The sequence below is a fragment of the Mycobacterium leprae TN genome (genome assembly GCF_000195855.1).
In the GTDB taxonomy this organism is placed as follows: Bacteria; Actinomycetota; Actinomycetes; order Mycobacteriales; family Mycobacteriaceae; genus Mycobacterium; species Mycobacterium leprae.
In genome coordinates, this window is record NC_002677.1 from 1,055,101 (window position 1) to 1,081,693 (window position 26,593).

A 26,593-nucleotide genomic window follows, 5' to 3' on the forward strand; every position below is an offset into this window, starting at 1 on the left:
TGACCTTGAGACGTTTCCAGGGCCGGCTTGCTGTCGCACAGCCTAGCCGAGCGTTCATAGCGGACGGAGGTGATTGGTCAGGGTAGCACTCCAGCTTGGCCGCCGGCTCGTCTCTGTACCCCACCCCTTAGGTAGGTTAAGTGTGTGAAGCTGAGGCCTATGAATTCCACGAACAGCATTCAGATTGCAGACGAGACGTATGTTGCTGCCGACCGTGCACTGATAGGTGCCGCGGTCGCTGATCGGTCGAGCTGGCACCGGTGGTGGCCTGATTTGCGGCTGCAGGTTGTTGAGGACCGGGCGGAAAAGGGGATCCGGTGGGCGGTGACGGGCACCCTGACCGGCACTATGGAGATCTGGCTGGAACCCTTAACGGAGGAGCTGGACGGAGTGGTGTTGCATTATTTCCTGCATGCTGAACCGGCCGGGGTAGCGGCCTGGCAGTTGGCCAAGATGAATATGGCCAAAGTGACGCATCGCCGCAGGGTGGCAGGCAAAGCAATGGCTTTTGAAGTGAAAAAGACACTCGAACGGTCGCGCTCCATTGGGGTTTCTCCGGTAATTTAACTCCGATGAATGTTGGTTCGAGTAGAGTACCGTTTCCGGCGAGGGAATCGAGAGACTCTCTCAAGATGACCGCGGTCGACCCGCTTTGCGGGAAGGGAACTGGAAAGGGTTTATCTAGGTGGCAGATAAAACGACGCAAACGTTCTACATCGATGCGAATCCAGGTGAGGTGATGAAGACGATTGCTGACATCGAATCCTACCCGCAATGGATTTCGGAATACAAGGAAGTCGAAGTTTTAGAGGTTGACGACGAGGATTTCCCGAAGCGGGCGCGCATGTTGATGGACGCAAAGATTTTCAAAGACACCCTGATTATGTCCTATGACTGGACAGCGGACCACCAATCGGTTAGCTGGATTCTCGAATCGAGCTCGCTGCTAAAGTCCCTCGAAGGCTCATATCGTTTGGTGCCCAAGGGGTCTACCACCGAGGTCACCTACGAGCTTGCGGTCGACTTTGCTATCCCAATGATCGGTATGCTCAAACGTAAGGCGGAGCACAGGTTGATTGATGGGGCGTTGAAGGACCTGAAGAAACGAGTCGAGGGCTGAGTGACTCCAGTAGATTCCGGGTGCCGGCTTCGGCCCAGATCAGTCTTTTCGTTGGCAAAGGCGGGGTAGGAAAGTCCACCCTGGCGGCTGCCACAGCGGTACGTGATGCGGGAGAGGGCCGGCGGGTGTTGGTGGTCTCCACAGACCAGGCGCATTCGCTGGGTGATGTGCTAGGTGTTGTGGTCGCGCCCACCGGTCACGGCAACCCGGTTCGGGTGCTTGGCTGTGACGCTGAGGCGGGTGGCGGCTTTCTCGACGCGCTAGCACTGGATACATTAGCCTTACTCGAGGCCCGGTGGTGTGATGTAGTCGACGCCTTGGACCGGAGATTTCCCGAGTCCGAGTTGGGCAGCATTGCCCCCGAAGAACTTTCAGCGTTGCCGGGTATCCAGGAGATGCTCGGTTTGTACACGGTAGGCGAGTTTGCGACAGCTGGGCGATGGGATCGCATTGTGGTCGACTGCGCCTCGACCGCAGATGTGTTGCGTATGTTAACTCTGCCCTCCACCGTGGGTCTCTATGTGGAGCGTGCGTGGCCACGCCATCGCAGGCTCAGCATTGCTGCCGGCGACGCCCCATCGGCGGCGGTGGTTGAGTTGTTAGAGCGCATCAGCACCAGCGTTGAGCGGCTTGGTGCATTGCTGACTGATGGTTCGCTAGTCAGTGCGCACCTGGTACTGACTCCGGAGCGGGTGGTCGCTGCTGAGGCGGTTCGAACGCTTGGTTCGTTGGCGCTGATGGGCATACGGGTCGAGGAGTTGATCGTCAATCAGGTGCTGGTAAGAAATAAGTTTTATGAATACCGAAGCCTGCTTGATCACCCGGTGTTCTGCTGGTATACAGAACGCATCTGTGAGCAACGCGCCGTCCTCGACAATCTTGACTCTACCATCGGTGACGTAGCGCTGGTAGTAATTCCGTATTTGTCCGGGGAACCGATCGGCCCCAAGGCGCTGGCCGAGCTGTTGGATGTTGCTCATCGTCGGCGCGGACCCGCTCCGATGGGTCCGTTACGTCCTATTGTTGACCTAGAATCGGGATCGGGGCTGGAGTCTGTATACCGATTGCGACTAGCGTTACCCCAGCTCGATTTCGCAGCGTTGACCCTGGGGCGGGTCGATGACGATCTGATCATCAGTGCTGGCGGGACCCGGTGCAGAGTTCGGTTGGCCTCTGTCCTGCGCCGGTGCATGGTGCTGGGTGCGCAGCTGCGAGGCAGCGAGTTAACAGTTCGTTTTCGACCGGATCCGGAGGTGTGGCCGATATGAGTGGGGGTTATGCCGACATCGGTCCGGAACTGCGCAAGCTTGCCCAGATGACCCTGGATGGGATCGGCCCTGCAGTGCGGTCCGCAGCGGCATTGGTGGCGGGTGCTAGAGGCACTGGCAAATGCCAGCAGGCGTGGTGCCCAGTATGCGCACTGACCGCGTTGGTCATTGGTGAACAGCATCCGTTGTTGACTGTCATCGCCGACCACAGTGTCGCTCTGCTGGATGTGATTCGCGCCATTGTCGACGACATCGATCAGTCGAATAAAATTCCGCCGGACAGCCCGCACGGCGGGGGCCTGGACACCGAGACACCAGCTCAAACCAACACATCTAACGGCACAGTGCGGAGACGCTACCAGCCCATACCCGTTAGTGTCGAGGATTGATTGGCGGAGTGGTTGAAGTGGTCCTGCCCATCATGGATCGGTAAAGTTGGCGCAGAACACCGTCTGGTTCGGGAGAGAGAGGGCCATGTGGTACTGGCTATTCAAGTACATTTTCATGGGTCCCGCGCTTTCCGTGCTTGGTCGACCGAAAGTCGAAGGCCTGGAATATGTCCCGAGTTCTGGTCCGGCGATCCTGGCCAGTAATCATCTCGCAGTGGCGGACAGTTTTTATCTGCCGCTTGTGGTACGCCGCCGGATCACCTTCTTGGCGAAATCGGAATACTTCACCGGCACCGGCTTGAAAGGCTGGTTCACCAGTTGGTTCTACCGCGCTACTGGCCAAGTGCCCATCGACCGCACTGACGCCGACACAGCCGAGGCCGCGTTGAACACCGCTGAGCGGCTGCTTGGTCATGGCAAGTTGATCGGTATGTATCCTGAGGGCACCCGTTCGCCCGACGGCCGACTGTATAAAGGCAAGACCGGGGTGGCCCGGTTGACTTTGCAGACCGGGGTTCCGGTGATACCGGTGGCCATGATCGGCACTAACGTAGTCAATCCTCCGGGAAGCAAAATGTGGCGATTTGGGCGGGTCACCGTCCGTTTTGGCAAGCCGATGGACTTCTCACGTTTCGAGGGGGCGGCTGGCAACCGAGTCATCGAGAGAGTCATTACCGACGAAGTGATTTACGAGCTGATGGAGCTGTCCGGTCAGGAGTACGTCGACATTTACGCCGCCAGTGTGAAGGGCCACAGTAGCAGTAGCGGTGCCAAATTGACCAACGAGGCCGTGCGCATACCTGATACCGCTGTGGGATAGGCCTTGATCAGCTGGCAGTCGACACCGGCGTCAGCAGCGTCTGTGTTGCCGAATCCTGCGACGTCACGCGGGTAGTCACGGTAAGCCCAGTAGCAACAATGACTGCCAACGCCCACCACACATAGGACATCCCGGCAAGTTGGCGCCACCACACCGCGGTTGTCTCCTGATGTTGCGGAAGCAGGCCGATGGGTGTCCATCTCATCAGCGCCACTCCGGCGGCGCTGATCACCGCCACAGCCACGTTCTGCCGTCGCCAGCTCAAGATTCCTGTTACCAGCACTGCCGGCAGCATCCATACCCAGTGGTGGGACCACGACACTGGCGAAACCACCAACCCAAACAAGGCGACGCAGATTACCGCCAGCATTGGCTCGCCAGCTCGCAATACCCGTAACATCGCCCATGCGGTTGCGGCCAGCACGAGCAAGCAACCGGCCGCCCAGAGCAGGAAGCGCTCGTGCTCCCCAAGCCCGAGCCTAGCGAGGGCACCCGCGATGTTCTGGTCGGTGTTTAATGCCGCGGCACCGATCCGTTCGGTGTTGTGTACGGTGTGAGTCCAGTATTCCCATGAATCCCGCCACGCTAGCACGAAACCAACCAGCGTCGCGCCTGCGAAGGATGCCCAAGACGTCAGTGCCGCGCGGTTGTCGCGGCGCAGCACGAAGTAGAGCAGGAATACCGCTGGAGTGAGTTTCAGGGCGATGCCCAACCCCAGCATCAGCCCGCGTGGCCATGGCGTGCGCCGTGGCACGCAGTCAGCGATCACTAGAGTCATCAGCACGACGTTTATCTGGCCGAAGGCGAAGTTCGAACTGATTGGCTCTAACCAGATCGCTGCCGGAGAGACGATGATCACTGCCAACCACAACCGGCGCAGCCAGGCCGGCCCGGGCACCGCTCGCGACATGGCCCACACGTCCAGGCGGGTCAGTACGATTATCGTCGAGACGATTAGCAACATCAACGTTGTCAGCGTGATTGCCACGCTGGCGGCCGGCATGTGTAACCAGGCGAACGGGCAGAACGCGATGGCGGCCAACGGGGGGTAGGTGAACGGCAAATTCAGCCCGATGGGTGTGTGGAATAACACATCACCGCTGTACAGCGGGCGCCCGTCTAGCCAAGCCTGACCGCCCATCTGATAGATGTCAATATCGATGCGGTATGGAGTGTGCCCCAGCAATTGCCAGGCCACTTGTCCCAGTGCTGTCACAGCTAGCAACCAAAGTAGGCAGCAGCGCCCTATCTGCCTGTGTTTATTGCCCACTTCGGGCGTTTGCTGTCTACTCATGCCGCAGAACAGCGTAATGGGTGTCGCCCTGCTTGCGGTGTGCCACAGCGTGGCTAACAGCACTGTGGGGGAGTGCTGGTTTGCCTTTTTAGGGTGGTCCACTGGTTCGTGCCTAGGCTGCTGTGCTGGTTCGCTGATGACATCGTCGACTGTGACCGATTGCCATAACGGTGCTGTCTGCTTGTTTTCATCCTGACGTTTTTCGTTACCCAAACTTTCGTGCGCTTGATCCTCTACTGTCAACACGCTGGCTGGCTGCCCAGGTGGTGGCAACCGCGCAATATTCACATCGGGTTGGTGCAATAGTCACTGCGTGCCGTTCGGCTCGGTGCTGGTAATTATCTCCGATCTGACACTGGTGACCTTGTATTTCGACGGGAGTTAGTCCGAATTCACCTTGTTCGCAACGTTATTTGAGATCGCTGCAGCGTCGGTCCGCGGTGCGTGCAGATTTACGCCACGGTGGTGGGGCTGCTGATTTTGGGCTTGAACCCGCTGATATTTTTCTGCCGATGTGCCATGCTGACGACTTAAGTGGTGCTGCGGGTCTAAGTGGTCAGCATACTGACTTTGGCACTACTGCTTGTCGTGGTGGTGTTGTTAAAAGGTGAAGTGTGGACCGGTCTGCTCGGCGTGCTCATCGCCGTTCTGCTGCTCATTGGCGCTATCCGATTATCGCGCCCACATGCCCCGTGGCGTCTACACTACCCAGCTGGACAAGATGCGGTGCTCACTGTAGCGGGAACGTACACTGCGCCGCTCGGTGGTGTGTGCCAAGTTGTGGTTGCAGTGCGCGATCGCTGGCACCTCGTCGCTTCCCGAGGAGCACATCGTCGATTCCCAGCTGGATCTTGACGTGCACCCCGTGTCTCCACCCGAGGGCGCATAGTCTGCCTTGGTTGGTGACAGAATCGGCGGAGTTGTCGGCAAGTTGGGTGCGAAAAGCCGTACGCCCGAATTGTAGAAAGGGGATTGGAACCGGACCCGTATCGCGGGCACCGCGCTCCTCACTGCCGATGCGGTATTTTTACGACACTGAATTCATTGAGGACGGCCGCACGATCGAGCTGGTCTCGATCGGGGTGGTCGCCGAGGATGGACGCGAATATTACGCTGTGTCAAACGAATTCGATCCCGAGCGGGCTGGTAATTGGGTACGCGTCAATGTACTTTCCAAGTTGCCGCCGCTGGCTTCGCAATTGTGGCGTTCGCGCAGGCAAATCCGTCTGGATCTGGAGGAATTTTTCGGTGTTGACGGTTCGGAGCCGACCGAACCGATCGAATTGTGGGCCTGGGTGGGCGCCTACGACCACGTGGCCTTGTGTCAACTGTGGGGACCGATGCCAGACCTGCCGGAGGCTTTGCCTCGTTTCACTCGAGAAATCCGACAGTTGTGGGAAGACCGGGGTTGTCCCCGGATGCCGCCGCGACCGCGTGACCTGCACGACGCGCTGGTAGACGCCCGAGACCAGCTGCGCCGATTCCGGATTATCATGTCCGCAGACGATGTAGGAAGCCTACCGACTCACTGAGCAAGGTGCGTTCGACGTGACCGTTCGCCCTGCTCAGTAGTCGGACCCGGTTACCATGGATTGATGAACTGGACCGTCGACATTCCGATCGACCAGCTACCGCCGTTGCCGGCTGACCTGCGAGCACGGCTGGACGCTGCATTAGCAAAGCCGGCCGCCCAGCAGCCTAGTTGGCCCACTGATCAGGCGGCTGCAATGCGCACTGTCCTGGAAAGCGTACCGCCGGTGACCGTGCCGTCCGAAATTATTCGGTTGCAGGAACAGCTAGCCCTGGTCGCAAATGGTAAGGCGTTCCTGCTGCAGGGCGGTGACTGTGCGGAGACGTTCGTCGACAACACTGAACCCCACATCCGGAGTAACGTCCGCACTCTATTGCAGATGGCCGTGGTGTTGACATACGGCGCCAGCCTGCCAGTGGTGAAGGTGGCTCGCATAGCAGGCCAGTATGCCAAGCCGCGGTCGGCCGACGTCGACGCACTGGGTCTGAAGTCTTACCGCGGCGACATGATCAACGGTTTTGCACCGGATGCCGCAGCACGCGAACACGACCCGTCGCGTCTTGTGCGGGCTTATGCCAATTCCAGCGCGGCGATGAATTTGGTGCGAGCACTGACGTCGTCGGGGCTGGCTTCGCTGCATCTGGTCCACGACTGGAACCGGGAATTCGTTCGAACCTCGCCGGCCGGTGCGCGCTATGAGGCGCTGGCCGGCGAGATCGGTCGCGGACTGGCCTTCATGAGCGCCTGCGGGGTGGCGGACCGGAATTTGCAAACCGCTGAAATCTACGCCAGCCACGAGGCGTTGGTGCTCGATTACGAGCGGGCCATGTTGCGGTTGGCCGGAGCCCCGGAAGGCCCGGACGATGGACTGCAACTCTACGACCTGTCGGCGCACACCGTGTGGATCGGCGAGCGGACCCGGCAACTCGATGGTGCGCATGTCGCCTTTGCTGAGGTGATTGCCAACCCAATCGGCGTCAAGATGGGAGCGACGATGACCCCGGAGTTGGCTGTTGAATATGTCGAGCGGCTCGACCCGCACAACAAACCGGGCCGTTTAACTTTGGTGAGCAGGCTGGGCAACAACAAGGTGCGCGATGTGTTGCCGCCGATCGTCGAGAAAGTGAAGGCCACTGGTCACCAGGTGATCTGGCAGTGCGACCCGATGCATGGCAACACGCACGAATCGTCCACCGGGTACAAGACCCGGCATTTTGACCGAGTTGTCGATGAAGTGCAGGGTTTTTTCGAGGTGCATCGTGCGCTTGGCACATATCCAGGTGGCATCCATGTCGAGATCACCGGGGAGGACGTCACCGAATGCTTGGGTGGCGCGCAAGATATTTCCGACACGGATCTGGCTGGCCGCTATGAGACAGCGTGCGATCCGCGATTGAACACCCAGCAGTCTCTGGAGTTGGCGTTCTTGGTCGCGGAGATGTTGCGCGACTAGGTGCCTTAACGCTCACAGCAGTCCGCTCAGGTGGCTTCCGATTGTCCATGCCACTGTCGCGACCAACCCGGCGATTGCCACCACCACCCCTACCCAAATCAGCACCATCCGGCGGGCGTGCTGTCGTGCCCAGATGAATTCGCTGATCGCGATACCGGCGAATCGGTCTGGAACCGGTTCGTACTCGTATTCCTCGGGGGAGTCGATATCGGGCCGAGCTGGTCTTCTTGGCGCTGAGCAGTCCCTTAGTCTGCGTGTAAACTGGCGAGTGGAGTGAGGCATGGGTGCGTTGACGACCGGCTGCACCTGTTGCTCAACGGGCCGCTCGACCATGTGACCGCGGTGCAGTGCCGCCGATCGGTATTGGGCGGTGTTGCGCGGCGCCGGTACTCGGAATGGCGGCAGCGCCAATTCCTCCGCTATGGAATCCACTTGAGCGGCCATCTCTATCGCGTCGGCATATCGACCGCTGGGGTCGCGGACCGTCGCGCGTGCCACCAGCTCGTCGAATTGCTGGGGCACACCGGTAATCACCGTGCTGGCGCGGGGAACATCGATCTCCAGCCGTTGATAGGCGATCGACAGCGCAGAGTCGCCGGTAAACGGTGTGTGCCCGGTCAACAGCTCGTAGGTCATAATCCCCGCAGAGTAAACATCACTACGGGGACTGGCGTCGCCGTCGCGGACCTGTTCGGGGGACAGGTAGGCCACGGTCCCCAGGATTACACTTGTCGAGGTGATTCCAGCGGCTGCGACGGCACGTACCAACCCGAAATCGGCGATCTTGACGTCGCCGTCATCGGAGATCAGGATGTTTTCGGGCTTGACGTCGCGGTGCACCAGGCCTGCTCGATGGGCAGCGGCCAGGCCGCCCAGCACCGGGCGAAGCACAGCCACGACGGCGTGTGGTGGCATCGGGCCGCGTTCGGCCAGCAGCTCGCGCAGCGTGCCACCTTCGATGAGTTCCATTACCAGGAATGGGTGACGGGCATCTATGCCCTGGTCGTAGACTGCGACCAGCCCAGGGTCCTTCAGCCGTGCGACGGAGCGGGCCTCGAGTTGAAAGCGGGTCAGGAGCTGTTCGTCGCCAGTGTAGCGAGAGTCCATCACCTTCACCGCGACGGGGCGATCGAGCCGGATGTCGACGCCGCGGTACACTGTTGCGGTACCACCGTTGCCGATCTTGGCTTTCAGGAGGTAACGGCCATCGAGCAACGTGCTGTCCAACGGGTCCTGATGCAGACTGGCACGGCTTGGGGAAGCGCCAGGTAATTCAGTGGCTGCCACCGGACCATCATAGGTGTGGTAATGGGTATTGAGCGTGAGAATGTAGGCGCACTGTGCGTATCAGCCTCTACACTTGCGCGGTGGGCAGTATTCCAGCGGGCGACGACGTTTTGGATCCCGACGAGCCAACATACGACCTGACTCAGGTCGCCGAGCTACTCGGCATACCGGTCAGCAGGGTGCACCGAAAGCTGTGCGAAGGCTATCTGGTTGCGGTGCGACGTGGCGATAGCCTGGTAGTGCCGCAGATCTTTTTCACCAATTCTGGTGCGGTGGTGAAAAGCCTGCCTGGTCTATTGACGATCCTGCATGATGGCAGTTTTCATGAAACTGAAATTGTGCGTTGGTTATTCACTCCAGATCCGTCGCTTACCCTCACTCGCGACGGCAGTCGGGATGTAGTTAGCAACGCCCGTCCTGTTGACGCGTTGCATACCCATCAGGCTCGGGAAGTAGTGCGCCGAGCGCAGGCTATGGCGTATTAAGCGGTGTCTGTCTCGGGCGCCTTATAGAGCGCGTGCCAGGCTATCAGTGCGCAGGTTGTGGCTAGTGAAAAATGCAGCCATGAATACATGCCGTGCGATCCGTCGGGTTTGAAAATTACCATGATCCAGGACGAAAACCCTGCGATGGTCGCCAGCGCTTGCCGTGACTGGGCTAACGGCGCCGCTACCGCCAGTGGCCAGGAGTAATACCATGGCAGAGCAGCGGGAACAAACAACACCACAATTAGCATTGACCACGCGATACCGGTCAGCGCGGATCGGTCGTCGCGCCGGTATCGCCACCACAACAGCGGCAGGGATACCGCGATGATTACGATTCCGATGAACCGGGTCATCCGCAGTACGCCGTAGAAGTCGGTCGCGAAGAAACCGTTAGCCAGAACGTTGACCAAGTTCGCTATTGCGGTCGGTACGGTCAGCCAGTTTATGATTTTCACCGATCCGGCCAGCGCGGTCATCCACCCTAGGCCTACACTGGCCGCAGTGGACAACACTGCGAACACGGTAGCGAAGATTAACAGTGCTGTCGCAGTGGCCGCCAAGAAAGCCTGGACTGGTCGGTATCCTCGCCGGTTATGCAGCTGGCGCATCCACACCCAGACCATGAAGGGCAACGAGATTCCAGCGGTCGCTTTGACTGCGATCGCGACCGTTATGAGGGCGGTACCCGCGACATTGCGGCCCTGGAAGGTCAGCGCGACGCCGGCGGTCATCAGGCCCACCATCAGCATCTCGTTGTGAACCCCGCCCATCAGATGGATGAGCACCAGCGGGTTGAGCACGCAGGTCCACAGCGCGGTTGTGCCGTCGGCGCCGAAATGTTGGGCCAGTCGAGGGGTAGCCCAGATCAACAGTGCCAATCCGGGCAGCATGCATAAGCGCAGCAGCATGGTTCCGGTCACCACGTTGTTGCCCACTGCGAGCGTGACGAACTTCGCAACCAGAATGAATGCTGGACCGTAGGGTGCGGTGGTGATCGTCCAAATGGGACTTACGTTGTCCAGCAAAGCATTCGGGTTGCCTACTGGACCAACCAGGTAGGGATCCAGGCCATCGCGCAACAGTGCGCCCTGAGCGAGATAAGAGTAGGTATCCCGGCTGAAGACCGGTACCGACAGCAGCAACGGCGTCAACCAGAAGCCGATGGTGGCCCGCATCATGAACTCGGTGGCTTGGCCTGCTAGAACACGTCGACCCAGTCGTAACCAAGCAATGAGCATCAGGCTCACTCCCGTCCACAACAGAATCGACGATAGCACCAGTCCGTGGCCGAAGCGCAGCCAGGACATGCAAATCAACTCGAGCAGTGGGTCGTGCTGGCGGATGCTTCCTGCCCCCAACCCGCCCGTGGTGATCAGCAGCGAACCTAGCAACCCAAGCTTTGCGGGTCCGGACTCCGGGCTGGCGGCGAACATACGAAGCTGTGAAAAATATTGATGGATATATCGTTTTGTCGGCGAGTTTGCTTCCGGTAGGTGCGTAGGAGTGGTCATCGGTTCAAGCGCATCAGTTCGTGGCCATGTTAGCCAATTCGGACAGTCCTGCCTTGGCTGTCGCCGTGATGGGTACGGCCGCTAGCATGGTCAGTGCTTTAGTTGGGTGGGCGCGGAGATACGGTCCTCCGTGGCGGTCAACGCGCCCATAGACGTCGATGACGTCGCGTTGTTCGCGCACCTGTGTTTCAATGAGCGTGGTGCCAATCGAAGTCCATAACAGGTTGGTTGCCAAGGGATCTGATGTATCTGCCAATGCTATTGCCTCCGTCACCAACACGGTGCACTTGCCGGACTTCAGGTCATCGCCTGACGGTTTTTCTGTCACCTCGGGATCTCCGAACACGCCGAGCACATCGTCGTGTAGCTGGAACGCTACCCCCAAATCCATCTCAACTGGCTGAAGATGCCCGCGATGTCGGGTCTGTCGGCGCCGGCTAGTCCAAGTTTTAGCGGTAGCGACACCGTGTAGCAAGCGGTCTTGTAGATGGCGACGAACATCGCTGAAGCGATCGACTTTACGACGCTGGTCTCGGAAACGGTGTCGAGGTATTGCCCCGCCTAGCACCTGGGTGCGGATATCGGTCCCATACGTACTGGGCCCGCGACTGTGCGTCGGGCGGTCAGTCTGCCCTGCAGACTTGGGAGACGTTGTCATGGGTCCAGGCCTGTGCCGGGTTGCCGATCAGGGGGCTGCCGACTTCCCGAACTGATCGAGCGTTCCCCGCCAATTCCGACCGCGGTGAAATGCCGCGAACCGCACGTGGGCTGCTGACCTGCTGCGCTGGGTCGAGGACTCGTCGATCACGTCGTCGTGCATTAGCGTGAAAGCATGCAGCAATTTCAACTCGAAAAACAACAGCAGCACAGCGTTATTGGGGTTCCAGATCGTGACGACCTGCTCACCTCAGTAGGTGAAGGCCGGCTGCAGTCGTTTGCTCTTGCTTAGCACAAAAGTCGTTCGAGACCGGCGAGCAAATTGCCGCAGTCGCTGTTTCCAGGGCCACATATCGTAAGCGGCCTTGTCGCGCCGGTCACGCAGATACTGTCGCAATTGGCAGGTTGAATGGCACTGGTCAACTCGACGGTCGTAACTGCTTCTACGCTCAGCTCGATGCCCCTTTCCGTTAGGTGTGTCCAGTGTATTCCGCATTGGCGCCGTGGATGTTTTCGTGTGGCTCGGGCGGTAGCAATTAGCCGTGGTTGCCCACGTTGCTTCGACGTATTCCCTAGCTCGCGCCTATGCTGTTCGGAGGGACCTGCGTTAGCTGGCGCGGTCTGGTCCAGCACGATAGGTTGGCGCACCGGAACATAGTCATTCGATACCTGAGGAGCCGTGTGACCCTCAACACCATCGCGCTTGAGTTGGTGCCACCGAACCTGGACGCCGGTCAGGAGCGGGCAGTCGAAGATGCGTGCAAGGTGGTCCAATACTCCGCCGAATCCGGCCTTAGCGGCCGGATTCGGCACGTGATGATTCCGGGGATGATCGTCGAGGAAGACGATCGTCCCATTCCGATGAAGCCAAAGCTGGACGTGCTCGACTTCTGGTCGATAGTCAGACCGGAGTTGCCCGGGGTCAATGGGCTGTGCACTCAGGTCACAGCGTTCATGGACGAGGCATCGCTGGGTCGGCGGCTCGCCGATCTATCCGCTGCCGGCATGGAGGGTGTGGTTTTTGTTGGCGTACCGCGCACGATGAATGATGGTGAGGGCTCCGGTGTCGCACCAACCGACGCCTTGTCGATGTACCGTGAATTGGTGGCTAACCGTGGCGTGATCGTCATCCCCACCAGGGACGGCGAGCAGGATCGGCTGAATTTCAAGTGCAATCAGGGCGCGACCTACGGCATGACCCAGTTGCTGTATTCCGATGCAATTGTGCGTTTTCTTACCGAGTTCGCCAAGCACACTGACCATCGGCCCGAACTCTTGCTGTCGTTTGGCTTTGTGCCGAAGGCCGAACGCCGGGTCGGTTTGATCAATTGGCTGATTCAGGACTCGGGAAATGCCGCAGTGGCCGATGAGCAGGAGTTCGTCAAGCGGTTGGCGGGCAGCGAACCTGCTCAAAAGCGACAGCTCATGCTCGATCTGTACCAGCGCGTGATAGACGGTGTCGCTGAGCTAGGCTTTCCGCTGAGCATCCATTTCGAAGCGACGTATGGCATGTCCCCAGCGGCTTTCGATACCTTCGCGGAGATGGTTGCCTACTGGCCACCGGTTTGCGTGGGACAGTCGGGCGAGTCAACTTAACTGGATGAACTGTCGCGCGGTATTTGTAATCGCGCGGAGCTTTTCCGTTCGTTCCAGGCCAACAACACCACCACACTAGCAGCTGAGAACGAAGCAATACCCAGCCAGACTGCGGCCCCGGTGAAGGAACGGGTATCGGGATCGGTGTAGCGGGCGCGTGCGCTCATGGTGCTAACTACGCCCGGTTTAAGCTTCCACGCTACGACTTTGGTCTCGATGCGGTCACCGTTGGTGGACGTCACGACTCCGGGGAAGGCGACGGTTAATTCGACGTCGGCGTCGGGATCGGTCACCGAGGTCAGATCTGCCCGGCTTTCCAGGATCACCAGGTTGCCGTTGCGGCGCAGCGACAGGGTCACGTCGGTGGTGCTGGAGTTCATGTTGGCCAGCTGCGGCAATTCGGCGAACGTCAAGTCGGAGAACACTGCTTGTGACCCGACATAGCCGTCGCTATTGTAATTTGACACCGCTATCTTTTGGCTGAAGGGCAAATTGTCGTTAAGCTGGGGGCCAGCATCATTTTTATTTTTCGGTTTTGCCGCGGCGATGATCTTCCCGGACACTAGGTTATCAGGTGAGATGGTGATCGAGGCCGTGACTCGCAGGCATCCGGTAGCCAACGGCACCATTGCCACCAGCAGCAGCGCGATGGTCAGTGTGCGCCGCCGTTGAGCGGTGCATCCTCGGGTGAACAGCGGGGGAAATCTGGCGCGCACTAGGTCATCGTGCCAGACTCGTTGAATCGCTTTGGCGACCCGTCCGGTGAGCAAGTCGGGGCTCTCAACTGTTACAGCGGAAGGGTGCGACCTAAGATCGCGAATGCCCGTGGATCGCCAGCGAAGTAGTGGCGGCGGATGATGTCCATGAAACCCAGCCGCCGGTATAGTCGCCAAGCTCGATTGGTTTCACCGTTGGTTTCTGGTGTGGAGAGCAGCACGTTGTTTTCACGGCGATGCGCGAGCAGCCGGCGGGTTAATGCTTCGCCGATGCCACGGCCTTGGGTGTGAGGATGAATGTGCAATTCGGTCAACTCGAAATAGCTGTTCATCAGTCGGGCGATTTCAAGTGTTGACAAGCCACTGCGTTGCAAGCCTTGGACAACTTGTTGTTGCCACCACTGACCTGGTGCACCAGGGTAGCCGTAGGCCACGCCACGCAATGGCGCGTTGTTCAGTTCGTCAGCTGATGGCGCCGGATGGGCAGGGCCGTCGGCCATGTCGGCTACGTCTGCTACTTCAATTCTGACTTCGACGGCGGCCACCGCTTGCCAACCCGGTCGCCGGATGTGCTCCAGCCATATTCCGGCACGCAAATTTTCGGTGTTCCGTGGGTACCGCATCGCGTCGACATAGACTTCCAGGGCCTCGTTGAGGCGCCGTTCCATTTCGTTTGGCGACAAATTTATGAGGAATATCGCCAACTCGTGGTGTCCTCCTCAATATACAATATGCGATGACCGGGTGAGATGTGTCTATCATTATTATCGGATGGCATGGCCGTCGACCAACGAATGGGTGTGGCAATATATCGATGATCCCGGCTTGCTTCCGTAAGTAGTTCATGGCCTACGGGGATTCCGGGCCGTGTCGTCGTGGCGGTGCGGCTTGGATAGAATCGCCTGCGAACCAGTGGTATGGCATAGATTGACCTCGTATCATCGAAAGTTAGTTGCCCACACAACGGACATCTGTGTTTTATCGATAGTTACGTGTTAGCCTGCTGGCAGGGAGGGACGAATGCCACTCTCCGATCATGAGCAGCGAATGCTCGATCAGATAGAGAGCGCTCTCTACGCCGAAGACCCCAAATTCGTGTCGAGTGTACGTGGCGGGGGGTTGCGTGTGCCGACCGCGCGGCGGCGTACGCAAGGCGCGGCGTTGTTCGTCATTGGTCTGGGGATGCTGGTTTGCGGGGTTGCATTCAAGGCCACCATGATTGGAAGCTTTCCGATTCTTAGCGTCTTTGGCTTTGTCGTGATGTTTGGTGGTGTGTTGTTTGCCATTACTGGTTCACGGTTGTCCGGCAGGGAGGACCACCCGGGTTTGGCGCCTGGGACATCGCGTCAGCGTCGTTCGAAGGGCGCGGCGGGATCGTTCACCAGTCGTATGGAGGATCGGTTCCGGCGCCGCTTCGATGAGTAGCGGAACCTCCAGCCGACCTACCCACATATAAACGGGCAGCCAGTGGCTGCCCCGTTATCGTTCCCCGAGCTCACTGTTAGTCCGATTCGGGAGCATAGTGAGCCGTGAAAGGCACAATCCAAGCTCTACTGGGCCACAACAGGGTGACTGTCCCGTGTTTAGGGCTTTGAAATGCGTTTTACCGATGTCCCGATTGGGCCGGGAGGTGTCCTCGGGTGCCTCTGGGTCGACCTCGAAGTGGTGAATAACCGCGAAAATTCGACCGCGACACTCTGTTGAATGGGTCTTTATGGGGCAAAGTGGTGGATTGTGGGGTATGGTGACTGAAGTGTTTGGGCGAGGCGGGGCTCGGTCTTGGCGGGAGGTCAGCAGGTGTTTCTCGGCACCCACACGCCCAAACTCGACGACAAGGGGCGGCTTACTTTGCCCGCTAAATTCCGCGATGCGTTGGTAGGGGGGTTGATGGTAACCAAGAGCCAAGACCACAGCTTGGCTGTCTACCCCCGGGCGGAATTCGAACAGCTAGCGCGCCGCGCTAGCAAGATGTCGCGAAGTAACCCCGAAGCCAGGGCGTTCTTGCGCAATCTCGCTGCTGGGACCGACGAACAACATCCCGACATGCAAGGCCGGATCACGTTGTCAGCCGACCACCGTCGCTATGCCAACCTTTCTAAGGATTGCGTGGTGATTGGAGCCGTCGACTACCTTGAAATCTGGGACGCACAGGCTTGGCATGACTACCAACAGACCCACGAAGAGAACTTTTCCGCGGCCAGCGATGAAGCACTTGGCGACATCATCTAATGCGTGGTTACTCGCTGCATCCGGCTCCGCCGCGCTTGCGATCGCCACGAGATCTAAGGCGCATGCTCCCGCATCGTGGTCTCTGTCCGAAGGCACGACCCTGGCGTACTTCCCCAACGCCAGGGTCGTGCCTTCGGACAGAGACCACGATGCGGGGATATTTGCGTTCTTCGGGGCGGTTCCGAGGAGCGACAGGTGCCGCCAGACCCGGGGAGGTGGCGAGGTGGTTGACGGCTCAAGTGTTTTCGGGCATGTGCCCGTCTTTGCGCAACGGTGTGTCACTCTGCTTGCCCCCGCGTTGACCCGCCATCACGCTGACGGGTCCAATGCGATCCTGGTGGATGCCACTCTCGGTGTTGGTGGGCACGCAGAGCGATTCCTGACCGAATTTCCGGGTTTGCGGCTGATTGGACTTGACCGCGACCCGAGCGCCCTGGATATCGCCCGGACTCGGCTAATGCGATTTGCCGACCGGGTCACGTTAATCCACACGCGTTATGACAACCTCGCTGTAGCACTGAACAAATTTGGTTATGCCGCAGTGGAATCGGTCGATGGTGTGCTGTTCGATCTGGGTGTTTCGTCCATGCAGCTGGACTGTGCCGAGCGGGGTTTTTCCTACGCTCAAGACGTGCCGTTGGACATGCGGATGGACCCGTGGTCACCGGTTAGCGCGGCCGACATCGTCAATAATTACGACGAGGCCGCATTAGCCGATATCCTTCGCCGGTATGGTGAGGAGCGATTCGCGCGCCGCATCGCTGCGCACATCGTCCGCCGGCGTGCCCACACCCCGTTTACTTCGACCGCCGAGCTGGTAGCTCTGTTGTACCAGGCGATTCCAGCACCGGCCCGGCGCATCGGAGGCCATCCGGCCAAGCGCACGTTTCAGGCGTTGCGGATCGCGGTCAACGACGAGTTGAACTCGCTGAGTAACGTCCTTCCCGCTGCGCTGGATGCGCTCACTGTGGCCGGGCGCCTCGTGGTGCTAGCCTATCAGTCGCTCGAAGACCGGATTGTCAAACGCGTGTTTGCCGACGCGGTCTCCTCCCGCACACCGGCGGGCCTCCCGATCGAACTTCCGGGCCATGGACCGCGATTCCGGTTGTTGACGCGTGGCGCTGAACACGCAGATGCCGCCGAGATCGAATGTAATCCCCGCAGTGCCGCCGTGCGATTACGGGCTCTGCAACGAACCCAGCATGGAGTGGAACCGCAGCAGCCAACCAGGAGGGGCGACTCATGAAGGCTCAGCGCGACACGCCGATCCGCCGTGGTGACAGTGGCCGTCCGGGTGGACGCGACGGTGCTGCCCGCAGTGGCAAGCGCACTGCTAATGAGGCGGGGTCACGTCGCCTCCGAACGCACGCTGGCAAGATCTCGGCTTCCGCCCGTGAGGTCGGGGTGCCGAAGTCTGGACCACGAACCAGCCCGATGTCCCGACCGGTCGAACGTCCAGCTCGCCCCAGAAACACCACGCAGGCTAAGGCGCGGGCAAAGGCACGGAAAGCCAAGGCGCCCAAGGTTGTCCGTCCTCGGTTGGGTGAGTGTTTGATCGCCCGGTTGGCATTGATAGATCTGCGGCCACGGACATTGGTGAACAAAGTTCCGTTTGTCGTGCTGGTAATCAGCTCTCTCGGCGTTGGGTTGGGCCTGACGCTGTGGTTGTCCACTGACTCTGCTGAGCGTTCGTACCAGCTGGGTGATGCCCGTGAACAGGCTCGGATGCTGCAACAGCAGAAGGAAGCGCTTGAACGTGATGTGCGGGAAGCCGAATCCGCGCCGGCACTGGCCGAGACCGCTCGCAAGCAGGGCATGATCCCGACCAGGGATACTGCCCACTTGGTCCAGGGCCCGGGCGGTAACTGGGTGGTCGTAGGTACGCCCAAGCCGGCTGACGGCGTTCCGCCGCCGCCGTTGAACACGAAGCTTCCTGACGCAGGTCCTCCGTCGTTGAAACCGCCGGAAATTCCCCTGGAAGTCCCGGTTAGGGTAGTACCGGGCCCCGGTGGGCCACCCCCGCCGGCGAGGTCTGGACCGCAGATGTGGTTGCGCGTTCCCGACGGCGCAACAACTTTGGGAGGCCAACACCTACCCCAAGAACTTCCGCAGTTACCTGGTATGCTTAACGGGCCGGCCGCTGCGCAGGTGCAGGTCCCGGGGTTTATGCCGACGCCGGGACTGCCAATTCCAGGCAGCACTATGCGCGTCCCAGTGCCCGCGCCGGCACCAACGGAAGTGCCGGTTCGGCTGCAACCGGGGCTGGTGTCTCCCGCAGTCACGAGTCCGGTTATATCGACGAGCCCGGTGCCCACGCCGGTTAACAGCGAGCAGTTCGGCCCCGTCACGGCCACAGCGCCAGGGACGTCGCGGTGAGACGCGGCGACGCTCACCGCCCATGCTCGTCGCGGTCGGCACAGTTGGGGAACAGCTCCAGCACACCGCCCGTTCGGCAACCCAAGCGGCTTCGCCAACCAGAGAAAGCTAGGAAAGCCAAGGACACCAAAAAATCTCGCTCAGCAGTCGCGGCGGATGCAGTGACGGAGGGTCGTTCAGCTCGGAAGCGGCGCACCCGGCAGGTGGTCGAAATAGGAACTTACGGTCCATCTTTTATCTTCCGGCATCGGGGTGGCAACGTGGTTATCTTCGCGTTGATGCTGGTGGCGGCGACGCAGCTGTTCAACCTACAGGTTTCAAATGCCGCGGGTCTGCGTGCTCAGGCGGCCGGACAGCTCAGGGTAACTGACGTCGAAAAGGCGGTTCGCGGCAGCATAACCGACCGCAACAACGAGCAACTTGCCTTCACTATCGAATCGCGCGCGTTGACGTTTCAGCCGAAGAAAATTCGCCAGCAGCTGGAGGAAGCCAAACAGAAAACGCCATCCGCTCCTGACCCGCAGCAGCGCCTACAAGATATCGCCAAGGAGGTCGCGGGTCGGTTGAGCAACAAGCCCGACGGTCCGTCGTTGCTGAAGAAGCTGCAAAGCAACGACAGTTTCGTCTATTTGGCGCGCGCCGTCGATCCTGCCGTCGCCGAGGCGATCTCCGCCAAATATCCCGAAGTTGGTTCTGAACGGCAGGACCTGCGCCAGTATCCGGGCGGATCACTAGCGGCCAACATCGTCGGCGGCATCGACTGGGACGGGCATGGATTGCTGGGTCTTGAGGACTCCCTGGACTCCGTGTTGTCCGGAACCGACGGTTCGGTCACCTACGACCGCGGGTCCGACGGTGTGGTAATCCCGGGCAGCTACCGCAATCGGCACCGGGCGGTTAACGGCTCGACCGTCCAGCTCACCATCGACGACGACATCCAGTTCTACGTGCAGCAGCAGGTGCAGCAGGCAAAGAACTTGTCCGGTGCCCATAATGTTTCGGCCGTCGTCCTGGATGCCAAGACTGGCGAAGTACTTGCCATGGCCAACGACAACACCTTCGACCCGTCGCAAGACATTGGGCGCCAAGGTGGTAAGCAGCTGGGTAACTTGGCAGTTTCCTCGCCATTTGAGCCGGGCTCGGTGAATAAGGTCATCACCGCATCCGCGGTCATTGAATATGGGCTGTCCACTCCCGATGAGGTGCTGCAGGTTCCTGGCTCGATCCAGATGGGTGGTGTGTCCGTCCATGATGCGTGGGAGCACGGTGTGATGCCCTATACCACCACTGGAGTGTTTGGAAAGTCTTCCAACGTCGGTACGTTGATGCTGGCCCAGCGTGTCGGTCCGGAACGCTTTTACGACATGGTCCGCAAGTTCGGGTTAGGTCAACTCACCGGCGTGGGGCTGCCCGGTGAAAGCGAGGGGTTGGTACCGTCCGTCGACCAATGGTCGGGCAGCACTTTTTCGAATTTGCCTATAGGGCAAGGTCTTTCGACGACTCTACTGCAGATGACCGGAATGTATCAAGTCATTGCCAATGACGGGGTGCGGATACCGCCGCGGATCATTAAGGCTACTAACGCAGCTGACGGTACGCGGACGCAAGAACCGCGGCCGGACGGCATTCGGGTGGTGTCGCCGCAGACTGCCCAGACCGTGCGGCAGATGCTGCGCGCTGTGGTGCAAAAAGATCCGATGGGTTACCAGCAGGGTACTGGTCCCGCGGCCGGGGTGTCCGGCTATCAGATAGCCGGCAAGACAGGTACTGCGCAGCAAGTTAATCCCGCCTGCAGATGCTACTTCGACGATGTCTACTGGATTACCTTTGCTGGAATGGCTACCGTCGACAATCCCCGCTACGTCATCGGCACCATGATGGACAACCCTGAGCGCAACGCGGACGGTACGCCCGGTCACAGTGCGGCCCCACTTTTCCATAACGTCGCGGGCTGGCTGATGCAGCGTGAGAACGTGCCGCTGTCACCGGATCCGGGACCACCGTTGACGCTGCAGGCCACCTAGCGGTGTGAGCGTAGCCGACATCGGCATTAGTGAGCGGTGACGTCTACTCGCTAATTTTCGCTTTAGCGGCGATTTCGCCGCCCTGTGCTGGAGCCGGTGTGTCCGGGTAGGGTGTCATGGCTAGTCATGGTTGACGGAGGTGTGACTGAGGTGGTGGCGGTGCCGGTTAGGTTGCGCCCCAGCGCCACTGCGGGGGTGCGGCTCCCTGAGCTTGTGGCTCAGGTTGGTGCTGTGCTGGCCGACGGCCCCGGGCAGGCGGCGACTGTCCCAGACATTCCGGTGACCGGTGTGACGCTGCGGGCCCAGGAGGTGCTGTCCGGTGATCTGTTCGCTGCATTGGCTGGTGCATCCACACACGGCGCTCGGTATGCCGGCGTTGCGCTCGAACGAGGTGCTGTCGCGGTGCTTACCGACGTTGCAGGGGTCGCCGAGCTGACAGCCCAGGCCAGCAGCGTGCCGATACTCATACATCCGGAACCCCGCAGCGTGCTCGGCGGTCTTGCCGCCGCGGCATATGGACATCCCTCCAACCGGATGACGGTTGTTGGGATTACTGGAACATCGGGTAAGACGACTACCACCTATATGGTTGAGGCTGGTTTACGGGCTGGTGGGCGAGTGGTCGGGCTAGTCGGCACCATCGGCATTCGGATCGACGGTGCCGACATCCCTAGCTTTCTGACCACGCCGGAGGCTCCTGCGCTGCAGGCGATGCTCGCGGCGATGGTCGAGCGCGGTGTGGAAACCGTGGTTATGGAGGTGTCTAGTCACGCGTTGAGTCTGGGTCGGGTGGAAGGCACCCAGTTCGCAGTGGCCGGTTTCACCAATTTGTCTCGCGACCACCTCGATTTTCACCCCGACATGGAGGAGTATTTCGAAGCCAAGGCGGTGCTGTTCGATCCGCACTCGTTGCTGCGGGCTCGCACCGTCGTGGTATGCATCGACGATGACGCTGGGCGCGCGACGGCCGCCCGGGCCGGTGACGCCATCACAGTCAGCGCCCTAGGTCAACCCGCATCGTGGCGCGCGACGGACATTAGGTCACCGGGTGTCGGAGCCCAGGAGTTCACCGCCGTAGACCCCGCCGGTGTCCAGCACCGGGTCGGCATTCGGTTACCCGGCCGCTACAACGTCGCTAATTGTCTTGTCGCCCTGGCGATTCTAGACGTTGTTGGGGTGTCTCCGGAGCAGGCTTCCTTGGGGTTCCGGGACATCCGAATCCCCGGACGACTGGAACGGATCGACTGCGGCCAAGATTTTCTTGCACTGGTCGACTATGCGCACAAGCCAGGAGCGTTACACTCAGTGTTGACCGCCCTACTGCAGCCGGACCATCGGCTGGCAGTGGTGTTCGGTGCGGGGGGCGAGCGTGACCCGGGCAAGCGGGCTCCGATGGGCGAGATTGCCGCTGAGCTAGCCGATTTGGTCGTCGTGACCGATGACAACCCGCGTGGCGAGGATCCGGCGGCAATTCGTCGTGACATTCTGACCGGCACTGTCGCGGCTGGCGGTGCGGCGCAGGTCGTCGAGATTGGTGACCGGCGGGCTGCTATCCAATACGCGGTTGCTTGGGCGGGTCCTGATGACGTGGTGTTGGTGGCGGGCAAAGGTCATGAAACCGGGCAGCGGGGCGCTGCCGAGACCTGCCCCTTCGACGACCGGGTGGAGCTGGCTCGGGCGCTGCAGGTCCGTGACGCCCGACTGCTTCCTGCGCCTGGGCGAGCGTGCCAATGATCGACCTGACGGTTGCCCGGGTTACCGAGATCGTCGGTGGCGCGTTGGTCGATATCTCTCCCGAGGAGGCCGCCGAGCGTCGCGTCACCGGCAGCGTGGAATTTGATTCGCGGGCTGTTGGCCCCGGCGGTCTATTCCTGGCCTTGCCGGGGGCCCGCTCGGACGGACATGACCATGCTGCTTCGGCGATAGCGGCCGGTGCGGTGGCTGTGTTGGCTGCCCGGCCGGTCGGCGTTCCCGCCATCGTAGTTGCTCCTGACCCTCGCACGGGTGACGGCGGGCTGACTGGGGTGCTTGAGCACGATGCAGACGGATCGGGCGCGGCGGTGCTGGCCGCCTTGGCTAAGTTGGCCAAGGCGGTGGCCGCGGAGCTGGTAGCTGGCGGGCTGACTATCATTGGGATTACCGGATCGTCGGGGAAGACATCCACCAAAGATTTGGTGGCCGTCGTGCTGGAGTTGCTCGGTGAGGTGGTGGCGCCACCCGAGTCGTTCAACAATGAACTGGGTCATCCCTGGACAGTGTTGCGTGCAACCCGTAGCACGGACTATTTGATTCTGGAGATGTCGGCACGCCGTCCCGGTAATATTGCCGCGTTGGCGGCGATCGCCCCACCAAAGATAGGGGTTGTCCTCAACGTCGGCACTGCGCACCTAGGTGAGTTTGGCTCCCGGGAAGCCATCGCGCGAACTAAAACCGAGCTTCCGCAAGCTATTATGCAGTCCGGTGTGGTCATACTCAACGTCGATGACCCGGCGGTGGCGGCGATGGCTGACGCGACCGTGGCCCGCGTGATTCGGGTTAGTCGCGGTAGTTATAGCCATCCGGGGTCACCAAACAGCCCAGACGTTTGGACTGGTCCGGTGTCGCTCGACGAACTTGCTAGGCCGCGCTTCACGCTGCATACTCGAGATCCACGCGCCGGCGCCACCGAAATCCAACTCGGCGTGTACGGCGATCATCAGGTCGCCAACGCCTTGTGCGCGGCTGCGGTCGGACTGGAATGCGGTGCTAGCGTCGAGGAAGTGGCGGTCGCGCTTGCCGCGACAGGGCCGGTGTCGCGGCATCGGATGCAGGTGACCACGCGCGCTGACGGGGTGACGGTGATCGACGACACCTACAACGCCAACCCCGACTCGATGCGGGCCGGGCTACAGGCTTTGGCCTGGATCGCGCATGGTGGGACCCATGATAAGAACCAGCCAGGTTCTTGTGCTCGACGAAGCTGGGCGGTGTTGGGTGAGATGGCCGAGCTTGGAGAGGACTCGATAACCGAACACGATCGCATCGGCCGGCTAGCGGTGCGCTTAGATGTGTCTCGACTCGTTGTCGTGGGAGGGGGAAGGTCGATAAACGCCATGCACCGCGGAGCGGTTATGGAAGGTTCTTGGGGTTTAGAGACGGTTAATGTGGCCGACCCCGCTGCTGCCCTGACATTGTTGCGGGCTGAAGTACGACCCGGCGACGTGGTCCTGATCAAGGCGTCGCATTCGGTCGGCCTAGGAGCGCTGGCTGATGTACTGGTGGGCGACGGGGCCATCCGCCCATGAGACAGATCCTTGTCGCTGTCACAGTCGCGCTGGTTGTGTCTATCCTGTTGACCCCAGCGCTGATCCGGTTGTTCACCAGACACGGCTTCGGCCAGGAAATCCGTGAAGACGGCCCACCCAGCCACCACAACAAACGGGGAACCCCATCTATGGGTGGTGTTGCCATTGTCGCCGGCATTTGGGCCGGCTACCTGGGCACTCATCTGGCAGGCTTGGCGTTCGATGGTGAAGGCGTATCGGCGTCGGGTGTGCTGGTGTTGGGTCTGGCTACTGCGCTGGGCGGCGTCGGATTCCTCGATGACTTGATCAAGATCCGCAGGTCGCGCAACCTCGGGTTGAACAAGACAGCCAAGACCGTCGGGCAGATAACAGCCGCGGTGCTGTTCGGGGTGCTGGTGTTGCAGTTCCGCAATGGCGCCGGCTTGACACCGGCCAGCGCGGATCTGTCCTACGTGCGTGAGATTGCGACCGTCACCTTGGCGCCGGCGTTATTCGTGCTGTTCTGCATGGTCATCGTCAGTGCCTGGTCAAATGCGGTCAACTTCACCGACGGCTTAGACGGGCTGGCCGCTGGCAGTATGGCGATGGTCACCGCCGCCTATGTTTTGATCACCTTTTGGCAATATCGCAATGCGTGCGTGACGGCGCCGGGACTGGGTTGCTATAATGTGCGCGATCCGCTGGACCTGACGTTGATTGCAGCTGCGACGGTGGGCGCGTGTATTGGCTTTTTGTGGTGGAATGCCGCACCGGCCAAGATTTTCATGGGAGATACCGGGTCCCTAGCGTTGGGTGGCGTGATCGCTGGCTTGTCGGTCACCAGTCGCACTGAGATTCTTGCGGTCGTGCTGGGTTCGCTGTTCGTTGCCGAAATCACCTCGGTTGTATTGCAGATTCTGGCTTTCCGGACCACTGGTCGTCGGGTGTTTCGGATGGCGCCGTTCCACCATCATTTCGAATTGGCCGGTTGGGCCGAAACCACTGTGATCATTCGTTTTTGGCTGCTCACAGCGATCGCTTGCGGTCTGGGCGTGGTCCTGTTCTATGGCGAGTGGCTAGCCACCATTGGCGCTTGACGTGCTTGACACACTGGTACCGGGCGCGCCTGTATTAGTAGCTGGTGGCGGGGTGACCGGGCGGGCGGTACTGGCGGCGCTGACCCGTTTTGGCATGGCGGCAACGCTGTGTGACGACGACCCAGCCGCCCTGCAGCAATACGCCGACAACGGGGTGGCTACCGTGAGTGCAGCTACCGCCACACAACAGATGTTCGAGCGGGGAAGAAAATACGTCCTGGTGGTCACCAGTCCAGGTTTCGCGCCGACCACCCCCGTGCTCGTCGCCGCGTCGGCGGCGCGGGTGCCTATTTGGGGCGATGTGGAGTTAGCTTGGCGACTCGATGCCGCGGGCTACTACGGGCCGCCACGTCGCTGGCTTGTGGTGACGGGTACGAACGGTAAAACGACGACGACGTCAATGCTGCACGCGATGTTGGCGGCAGATAACCGGCGTAGCCTGCTGTGTGGAAACATCGGCCGCCCGGTGCTGGATGTCTTAACTGAGTTCGCCGAACCCTCGGATTTTCTTGCTGTCGAGCTGTCCAGTTTTCAGCTGCACTGGGCTCCTTCGCTACGGCCGGAGGCCGGCGTGGTGCTCAACATTGCCGAAGACCACCTCGACTGGCATTCGACAATGGCCGATTACACCATGGCGAAGGCTCGGGTGCTGACCGGCCGGGTGGCGGTGGTTGGGCTGGACGACAGCCGGGCCGCGGCACTGCTGAGCACGACAGTAGCGCCGGTACGGGTCGGCTTCCGGTTCGGAGAACCAGCTGTGGGCGAGCTCGGGGTGCGTGACGGTTATCTCGTTGATCGTGCGTTTGCTGAAGACCTGGCCTTAATGCCGGTTACGTCGATACCGGTGTCGGGCCCGGTCGGAGTTCTCGACGCGTTGGCCGCTGCGGCACTGGCCCGCAGTGTCGGTGTGGGGGCGACCGCGATCGCCGACGCGGTCGCATTGTTTCGGCTGGGCCGACACCGGGCGGAGGTGGTAGCCGTTGCTGACGGGATCCGCTACGTTGATGATTCCAAGGCCACCAACCCGCACGCAGCTCTTGTCTCGGTATTAGCCTACCCGCGTGTGGTGTGGGTGGCCGGTGGCCTACTCAAGGGTGCGTCTGTCGATGCGGAGGTTGCGCGCATGGCGCCTCAGTTGGTCGGCGCGGTGCTGATCGGCCGAGATCGCGCGATGGTTGCCGAGGCGTTATCACGACACGCGCCCAATGTCCCCGTTGTCCAGGTTGTGGCAGGCGAGGATGCTGGTATGCATGCGGTTGCCGTTGTTTCTGGTACTGATGTGATAAGCATCAGTGATGTTGGCGGGACTATCGGTACTCGCGTGATGGTTGCGGCCGTGGCGGCGGCCCGGGATTTAGCCCAACCTGGTGACACCGTACTGCTGGCACCGGCCGGCGCGTCGTTCGACCAATTTAGCGGTTATGCCGACCGCGGTGACACATTCGCAACTGCCGTGCGCGCAGCGATCCGGTAG

The 26,593-nt window shown here is 60.5% G+C and carries 23 protein-coding genes and 2 pseudogenes; 19 read left to right on the top strand and 6 right to left on the bottom strand.

Annotated features, from left to right (window positions below; all coding sequences use genetic code 11):
* The first annotated feature begins 159 nt into the window (after nucleotides 1-159).
* From ML_RS04480 to ML_RS04500, 5 genes are all read left to right on the top strand, one after another.
* The gene (locus ML_RS04480) at nucleotides 160-567 is read left to right on the top strand and encodes a hypothetical protein (RefSeq protein ID WP_010907997.1); all 408 of its coding nucleotides are present in this window, start codon (nucleotides 160-162) and stop codon (nucleotides 565-567) included.
* Between the two features lie 118 nt (nucleotides 568-685).
* The gene (locus ML_RS04485; RefSeq protein ID WP_010907998.1) at nucleotides 686-1,120 is read left to right on the top strand and encodes an SRPBCC family protein; all 435 of its coding nucleotides are present in this window, start codon (nucleotides 686-688) and stop codon (nucleotides 1,118-1,120) included.
* 20 nt (nucleotides 1,121-1,140) lie between these two features.
* Nucleotides 1,141-2,388 (top strand): ArsA family ATPase, encoded by a 1,248-nt coding sequence (locus tag ML_RS04490; RefSeq protein ID WP_010907999.1) that lies wholly within the window; start codon nucleotides 1,141-1,143, stop codon nucleotides 2,386-2,388.
* The gene (locus ML_RS04495) at nucleotides 2,385-2,777 is read left to right on the top strand and encodes a hypothetical protein (protein WP_010908000.1); all 393 of its coding nucleotides are present in this window, start codon (nucleotides 2,385-2,387) and stop codon (nucleotides 2,775-2,777) included. Before ML_RS04490 ends, ML_RS04495 begins: the two co-directional genes overlap by 4 nt.
* A gap of 85 nt (nucleotides 2,778-2,862) precedes the next feature.
* On the top strand, nucleotides 2,863-3,597 hold the full coding sequence (locus ML_RS04500) for a lysophospholipid acyltransferase family protein (RefSeq protein ID WP_010908001.1): 735 nt from the start codon (nucleotides 2,863-2,865) through the stop codon (nucleotides 3,595-3,597).
* 7 nt (nucleotides 3,598-3,604) lie between these two features.
* Here ML_RS04500 and ML_RS04505 read toward each other — a convergent pair whose 3' ends face one another.
* Entirely contained in the window at nucleotides 3,605-4,891 is a 1,287-nt protein-coding gene (locus tag ML_RS04505) for a glycosyltransferase 87 family protein (protein WP_010908002.1), read from the bottom strand.
* A 177-nt stretch (nucleotides 4,892-5,068) separates the two neighbouring features.
* On the opposite strand from ML_RS04505, the pseudogene ML_RS04510 reads away from it, so the two are divergent.
* From ML_RS04510 to ML_RS04520, 3 genes and pseudogenes are all read left to right on the top strand, one after another.
* Nucleotides 5,069-5,780 (top strand): annotated as a pseudogene (locus ML_RS04510) (hypothetical protein).
* 127 nt (nucleotides 5,781-5,907) lie between these two features.
* Complete coding sequence (locus ML_RS04515) at nucleotides 5,908-6,423, top strand: polyadenylate-specific 3'-exoribonuclease AS (RefSeq protein ID WP_010908003.1); 516 nt, start codon at nucleotides 5,908-5,910, stop codon at nucleotides 6,421-6,423.
* A 63-nt stretch (nucleotides 6,424-6,486) separates the two neighbouring features.
* Nucleotides 6,487-7,875, top strand: coding sequence for a class II 3-deoxy-7-phosphoheptulonate synthase (locus tag ML_RS04520; RefSeq protein WP_010908004.1), 1,389 nt, complete (start codon nucleotides 6,487-6,489; stop codon nucleotides 7,873-7,875).
* 12 nt (nucleotides 7,876-7,887) lie between these two features.
* Here ML_RS04520 and ML_RS04525 read toward each other — a convergent pair whose 3' ends face one another.
* Nucleotides 7,888-9,117 carry a protein kinase domain-containing protein gene (locus ML_RS04525; RefSeq protein WP_172591956.1) on the bottom strand — a complete coding sequence of 410 codons (1,230 nt, stop codon included), beginning with the start codon at nucleotides 9,115-9,117 and terminating at the stop codon, nucleotides 7,888-7,890.
* Between the two features lie 125 nt (nucleotides 9,118-9,242).
* Here ML_RS04525 and ML_RS04530 point away from each other — a divergent pair, with 125 nt between their 5' ends.
* Nucleotides 9,243-9,647, top strand: coding sequence for an Rv2175c family DNA-binding protein (locus ML_RS04530; protein ID WP_010908006.1), 405 nt, complete (start codon nucleotides 9,243-9,245; stop codon nucleotides 9,645-9,647).
* Here the strand turns inward: ML_RS04530 and ML_RS04535 are convergent.
* Complete coding sequence (locus ML_RS04535; protein WP_414085526.1) at nucleotides 9,644-11,083, bottom strand: alpha-(1->6)-mannopyranosyltransferase A; 1,440 nt, start codon at nucleotides 11,081-11,083, stop codon at nucleotides 9,644-9,646. The genes ML_RS04530 and ML_RS04535 overlap by 4 nt on opposite strands.
* Before the next feature lie 91 nt (nucleotides 11,084-11,174).
* Nucleotides 11,175-12,215, bottom strand: a pseudogene (locus ML_RS04540) (polyprenyl synthetase family protein).
* A 284-nt stretch (nucleotides 12,216-12,499) separates the two neighbouring features.
* On the opposite strand from ML_RS04540, the gene ML_RS04545 reads away from it, so the two are divergent.
* Nucleotides 12,500-13,414 (top strand): mycobacterial-type methylenetetrahydrofolate reductase, encoded by a 915-nt coding sequence (locus tag ML_RS04545; protein WP_010908008.1) that lies wholly within the window; start codon nucleotides 12,500-12,502, stop codon nucleotides 13,412-13,414.
* On the opposite strand, the gene ML_RS04550 is transcribed toward ML_RS04545, so the two are convergent.
* Together ML_RS04550 and ML_RS04555 are read right to left on the bottom strand one after the other, a co-directional pair.
* Nucleotides 13,411-14,043: an LppM family (lipo)protein gene (locus ML_RS04550; RefSeq protein ID WP_165443169.1), complete on the bottom strand. Its 633-nt coding sequence runs from the start codon at nucleotides 14,041-14,043 to the stop codon at nucleotides 13,411-13,413. The genes ML_RS04545 and ML_RS04550 overlap by 4 nt on opposite strands.
* Before the next feature lie 158 nt (nucleotides 14,044-14,201).
* Nucleotides 14,202-14,834 carry a GNAT family N-acetyltransferase gene (locus ML_RS04555; protein ID WP_010908010.1) on the bottom strand — a complete coding sequence of 211 codons (633 nt, stop codon included), beginning with the start codon at nucleotides 14,832-14,834 and terminating at the stop codon, nucleotides 14,202-14,204.
* Between the two features lie 316 nt (nucleotides 14,835-15,150).
* Here ML_RS04555 and ML_RS04560 point away from each other — a divergent pair, with 316 nt between their 5' ends.
* From ML_RS04560 to murD, 9 genes are all read left to right on the top strand, one after another.
* Entirely contained in the window at nucleotides 15,151-15,555 is a 405-nt protein-coding gene (locus tag ML_RS04560) for a DUF3040 domain-containing protein (RefSeq protein WP_010908011.1), read from the top strand.
* A 372-nt stretch (nucleotides 15,556-15,927) separates the two neighbouring features.
* Nucleotides 15,928-16,359 (top strand): division/cell wall cluster transcriptional repressor MraZ, encoded by a 432-nt coding sequence (mraZ, locus tag ML_RS04565; protein ID WP_010908012.1) that lies wholly within the window; start codon nucleotides 15,928-15,930, stop codon nucleotides 16,357-16,359.
* A gap of 127 nt (nucleotides 16,360-16,486) precedes the next feature.
* Entirely contained in the window at nucleotides 16,487-17,605 is a 1,119-nt protein-coding gene (gene rsmH, locus ML_RS04570) for a 16S rRNA (cytosine(1402)-N(4))-methyltransferase RsmH (protein WP_010908013.1), read from the top strand.
* Nucleotides 17,602-18,735 (top strand): cell division protein FtsL, encoded by a 1,134-nt coding sequence (gene ftsL / locus ML_RS04575; RefSeq protein WP_010908014.1) that lies wholly within the window; start codon nucleotides 17,602-17,604, stop codon nucleotides 18,733-18,735. Before rsmH ends, ftsL begins: the two co-directional genes overlap by 4 nt.
* Nucleotides 18,732-20,759, top strand: coding sequence for a peptidoglycan D,D-transpeptidase FtsI family protein (locus ML_RS04580; protein ID WP_010908015.1), 2,028 nt, complete (start codon nucleotides 18,732-18,734; stop codon nucleotides 20,757-20,759). Before ftsL ends, ML_RS04580 begins: the two co-directional genes overlap by 4 nt.
* 141 nt (nucleotides 20,760-20,900) lie before the next feature.
* Nucleotides 20,901-22,493: a UDP-N-acetylmuramoyl-L-alanyl-D-glutamate--2,6-diaminopimelate ligase gene (locus ML_RS04585; protein WP_010908016.1), complete on the top strand. Its 1,593-nt coding sequence runs from the start codon at nucleotides 20,901-20,903 to the stop codon at nucleotides 22,491-22,493.
* Entirely contained in the window at nucleotides 22,490-24,043 is a 1,554-nt protein-coding gene (locus ML_RS04590; protein ID WP_010908017.1) for a UDP-N-acetylmuramoyl-tripeptide--D-alanyl-D-alanine ligase, read from the top strand. The genes ML_RS04585 and ML_RS04590 overlap by 4 nt, the downstream gene beginning before the upstream one ends.
* On the top strand, nucleotides 24,040-25,119 hold the full coding sequence (gene mraY, locus ML_RS04595; RefSeq protein ID WP_010908018.1) for a phospho-N-acetylmuramoyl-pentapeptide-transferase: 1,080 nt from the start codon (nucleotides 24,040-24,042) through the stop codon (nucleotides 25,117-25,119). The genes ML_RS04590 and mraY overlap by 4 nt, the downstream gene beginning before the upstream one ends.
* A 1-nt stretch (nucleotide 25,120) precedes the next feature.
* Nucleotides 25,121-26,593 carry a UDP-N-acetylmuramoyl-L-alanine--D-glutamate ligase gene (gene murD / locus ML_RS04600; RefSeq protein WP_010908019.1) on the top strand — a complete coding sequence of 491 codons (1,473 nt, stop codon included), beginning with the start codon at nucleotides 25,121-25,123 and terminating at the stop codon, nucleotides 26,591-26,593.

Excerpts from the sequence above, each read along its gene's own strand:
- ML_RS04480 (WP_010907997.1), top strand. The coding sequence starts at position 160 with ATGAATTCCACGAACAGCATTCAGATTGCAGACGAGACGTATGTTGCT.
- ML_RS04495 (WP_010908000.1), top strand. The coding sequence starts at position 2,385 with ATGAGTGGGGGTTATGCCGACATCGGTCCGGAACTGCGCAAGCTTGCC.
- ML_RS04500 (WP_010908001.1), top strand. The coding sequence starts at position 2,863 with ATGTGGTACTGGCTATTCAAGTACATTTTCATGGGTCCCGCGCTTTCC.
- ML_RS04505 (WP_010908002.1), bottom strand. The coding sequence starts at position 4,891 with ATGAGTAGACAGCAAACGCCCGAAGTGGGCAATAAACACAGGCAGATA.
- ML_RS04515 (WP_010908003.1), top strand. The coding sequence starts at position 5,908 with ATGCGGTATTTTTACGACACTGAATTCATTGAGGACGGCCGCACGATC.
- ML_RS04520 (WP_010908004.1), top strand. The coding sequence starts at position 6,487 with ATGAACTGGACCGTCGACATTCCGATCGACCAGCTACCGCCGTTGCCG.
- ML_RS04535 (WP_414085526.1), bottom strand. The coding sequence starts at position 11,083 with ATGTTCGCCGCCAGCCCGGAGTCCGGACCCGCAAAGCTTGGGTTGCTA.
- ML_RS04550 (WP_165443169.1), bottom strand. The coding sequence starts at position 14,043 with ATGGTGCCGTTGGCTACCGGATGCCTGCGAGTCACGGCCTCGATCACC.
- ML_RS04560 (WP_010908011.1), top strand. The coding sequence starts at position 15,151 with ATGCCACTCTCCGATCATGAGCAGCGAATGCTCGATCAGATAGAGAGC.
- ftsL (WP_010908014.1), top strand. The coding sequence starts at position 17,602 with ATGAAGGCTCAGCGCGACACGCCGATCCGCCGTGGTGACAGTGGCCGT.
- ML_RS04590 (WP_010908017.1), top strand. The coding sequence starts at position 22,490 with ATGATCGACCTGACGGTTGCCCGGGTTACCGAGATCGTCGGTGGCGCG.
- mraY (WP_010908018.1), top strand. The coding sequence starts at position 24,040 with ATGAGACAGATCCTTGTCGCTGTCACAGTCGCGCTGGTTGTGTCTATC.